The organism is Kitasatospora sp. A2-31 (genome assembly GCF_022288725.1).
Lineage (GTDB): Bacteria > Actinomycetota > Actinomycetes > Streptomycetales > Streptomycetaceae > Kitasatospora.
On sequence record NZ_JAKNTA010000081.1, the window covers coordinates 1 to 3,261 of the forward strand.

Genomic DNA, 3,261 nt, shown 5'->3' on the forward strand with positions numbered 1-3,261 from the left:
AGGGGCGCGCCGGGCCGCCGGTCAGGAGCCGTCGGCCCGCACCGCGTAGACGTACCTGGCCCCGGCGTACTCGCTGAGGTTCCAGATCACCGACTCGGGATAGGCCCAGTCGGTGGTGGCCGCGCTGTGGAAGCTCAGGTCCTCGCTGCCCACCGCCAGCCTGGCGACGGTGGACGGCGTGTCCGATCCGGACGTCACGGTGCGCAGGCTGCCGTTGGCAGAGCCGTTGCTGGTGGAGAGGTAGTGCTTCGACTGCTGCGAGACGACGCCCTGGATCTTGCCCTGCTTGACCGTGAGCGCCTCCGAGGCGGTGGTCGAGCCGAGCCGGCGGTCCGTGTGGTCCAGGTTCCAGCGCACCACCTTGGGCGTGCCGATCTTCGTCCCGTTGCCGTTCCAGCCGGTGCCCGCGTAGTCCACCACCGGGTCGGCGAGGTCCGCCGCGTACTCGCCGACGGTCAGGCTGTCCGGCGTGCCGGCCCGGTCGAGCCCGAGGCAGGAGAACCGCAGCAGCGTGCCGGTGTTGTCGTACGCGGCGCTCTGCGGCAGCACGTAGCGGTAGTCGTGGGCGTAGTACCTGCCGTCGGCGTCCAGCCCGCAGACGTCGGACTTGCCGGTCGCCACCTCGAAGAGCGTGTCGAGGTCGAACACCCGCAGGCCCTTGGTGGTGTCCACCATGTAGAGCAGGTTGCCGTACCAGAGGATGCCGCCCGCGTGCCGCTGCACCGGGGCGTAGGAGTAGGCGCCTGCGGAGGTCTTCACCGGTTCGACCAGCAGGACGTGCCGGTACCGGGGCGCGAGCCGGTCGGTGTGGTCGACGAAGGAGACCCGGACGCCCTTGTTGATCGCGAAGTCGGGGGTGCCGTCGCCGTTCGGGTCGGTGTCGAAGTACCAGGACACCAGGACCACCCGCTTGCCGCCCCAGACACCGGAGCCCAGCGCGTCGGCGCTGGTGGTGACGCCCTGCGGGACCCACTCCGCGACGCCCTGGTCCCCCGGGTTCCAGGCGAAGCCGTCCTGGAAGGCCCCGACCCCGTTCGGCGCCCCCGACAGGTGCTGCGCGTCCCGGTTCGCGCTCGCCAGCACGTCGGCCACCGTTACCCCGGGCAGCACCCGGGCCAGACCGGCGGCGAGGTCCGCGTACGTGCCGTGGCTGTTCCCCGTCCGCTCGGCCAGCGTGAACTGGCCGGGCGTCAGCGCCGCGGCCTCGGCCACCGCCGGGGCGAAGGCCGCGCCCGCGATCGCCGCGAGGGGCGCGGCGGCCATGCCCTTGATGATCGTCCTGCGTGACGTGGTCATGGTGACAGAACGTAGGTGCAGCACGGGGCACATGACAAGCCGTAACCCCTGGGCGAATCCCGGCGCCGGCCGGTCCGCGCAGCGGTGCGCGTCCGCCGACGCGGTTGCGGGAAAAGCCGTTTGACGGTGCGACGGCCGAGGGCCCATTGTTCCGTGCCGAAGCAGTCCGCCCGTCGCGGGCGGACCACCAGGAGGGGGACTCCGATCAGCATGCCCAGACCGGGTGACGAATCCGCGGCCGAGACCGTGGCGCCCGCCGAGACCGCGACATCCGCAGGGACCGCGGCATCAGCAGGGACCGCCGCAGCCGCCGACACCACCGCAGCCGCCGCGGGGGATCGGGTCGCCGAGCCCGCGGCGAGCGCCGCCGAAAGCGCCCGAGCCCGACTGCGCGCCCACTGGGCCGCACCGCCGACACCGGTGCCGCCGTGGTACCGGCGGGTGTCGCCGCGGGTCTGGAAGGTGACCGGTGGCGCAGTGGCCGCGGTGACCGCGATCGTGGTGCTCGCCGCCGTCCTCGGGCCGGACGACCCGGCGCGGTACCGGCTGGACGTCCAGCAGCAGATCGGCGACCTCACCCGCGACCCCGACACCTCGGGTGCGTACGCCGCCCAGGACGCCGAGATGTTCCCCGACCTGCCGGCCTACCTCCGCTATCGCGAGCACTTCGTGGCCGGCTACCGACTCCCGGGGTCCAAGGACGCCGACCTCGTGGTGGTCGGCTCGACCGGCGCCTTCGCCAGCCCGGTGCTCGAACTGGACGACCTGCTCGGCGGCGCGGACCCGGCGCTCTCCCTGCACCCGACACCCGGCGCCGGCTACACCGCCTTCCCGCCCGGTCAGCTCGGCGGCGCCCTCAAGTGCACGGCGCGGCCCAACGGGACGCGCGACGTGGTCGCCGTCTGCGCCTGGGCCGACCCCAACACCATCGGCAGCGTCACGGACCTCGACCAGGGGCCGCACAACCTCGACCTGGCCGCCCTCGCCGAGCGCACGCGCACCATCCGCGCCGCCATGACCCGTCGCGTCGACGGCTAGCGTTCTCCGGCACCGCCACACCGACCGCCCGTCCCGCGCACCGTGCGTGCGGGACGGGCGGTTCGTCGTGCGGCCTGCGGGAAGATCCACCGCTTTCGCGGCGTTGCCAGCCTCCGCCGCACCTCACGCCGCACCCCGGCGGTGCCGCCGCTGTTGTTCAAATTGGAACTACCTAGTACGGTCGACACCCGACCACCACACCGGTAACGGAGGCCCCGCCCATGCCGCACCCTGCCCCACCGCTGCCCGGGACCGCCACCGTGCGCACCCGGGTCCGCATCCCGCTGACCTTCCCCGACGGCTACCGCGCCGAGGCCGAGGTCTTCACCTTCCACGGCCTGGCCGACGGCGCCGAGCACCTCGCGCTCGCCCTCGGCACGGTCCCGGCGGGCGGGACGCCGCTGGTGCGGCTGCACTCCGAGTGCCTGACGGGCGACGTGTTCGGCTCGGACCGGTGCGACTGCGGCCCCCAGCTGCGCGAGTCGGTGGAGCGGATCGCCGAGGCCGGCGGCTACCTGGTGTACCTGCGTCAGGAGGGCCGGGGCATCGGCCTCTACAACAAGCTGGACGCCTACGCGCTCCAGGACTCCGGCCTGGACACCTACGACGCCAACACCGCGCTCGGTCTGCCCGAGGACGGGCGCGACTACACGGCCGCCGCCCAGATGCTCACCGCGATCGGCGCCGGCACCGTCGACCTGTTGAGCAACAACCCGGACAAGGCCGCGCAGCTGGCCGCCCTCGGCATCACCGTCGGGCGCCGGGTCCCGACCGGCGTCCACCTGTCCGCCAGCAACATCCGCTACCTGCGTGCCAAGGTCGAGCGGACCGGCCACTCGATCGAGCTCTCCCGCCTGGTGGGCTGAGCCGGCGTCGGCCCGGTCGGCCGGTCGGACCCGTGGGCCGGGAAGCACGACGGCGGTCCGG

3 protein-coding genes are annotated in these 3,261 nt (G+C 73.5%); 2 read left to right on the top strand and 1 reads right to left on the bottom strand.

All coding sequences use genetic code 11. From position 1 onward, the window contains the following. Window positions 1-21: 21 nt before the first annotated feature. Entirely contained in the window at window positions 22-1,296 is a 1,275-nt protein-coding gene (locus MCM47_RS39610) for a hypothetical protein (protein ID WP_238951702.1), read from the bottom strand. Window positions 1,297-1,506: 210 nt separating this feature from the next. Here MCM47_RS39610 and MCM47_RS39615 point away from each other — a divergent pair, with 210 nt between their 5' ends. After that, the gene (locus MCM47_RS39615) at window positions 1,507-2,334 is read left to right on the top strand and encodes a hypothetical protein (RefSeq protein ID WP_238951703.1); all 828 of its coding nucleotides are present in this window, start codon (window positions 1,507-1,509) and stop codon (window positions 2,332-2,334) included. A gap of 221 nt (window positions 2,335-2,555) precedes the next feature. Next, window positions 2,556-3,200, top strand: a complete 645-nt coding sequence (gene ribA / locus MCM47_RS39620; RefSeq protein WP_238951704.1) for a GTP cyclohydrolase II — start codon at window positions 2,556-2,558, stop codon at window positions 3,198-3,200. Window positions 3,201-3,261 lie beyond the last annotated feature (61 nt).

What these genes read in the sequence shown, in the direction of transcription:
- MCM47_RS39610 (WP_238951702.1), bottom strand. Translation starts at nt 1,296, where the DNA reads ATGACCACGTCACGCAGGACGATCATCAAGGGCATGGCCGCCGCGCCC.
- MCM47_RS39615 (WP_238951703.1), top strand. Translation starts at nt 1,507, where the DNA reads ATGCCCAGACCGGGTGACGAATCCGCGGCCGAGACCGTGGCGCCCGCC.
- ribA (WP_238951704.1), top strand. Translation starts at nt 2,556, where the DNA reads ATGCCGCACCCTGCCCCACCGCTGCCCGGGACCGCCACCGTGCGCACC.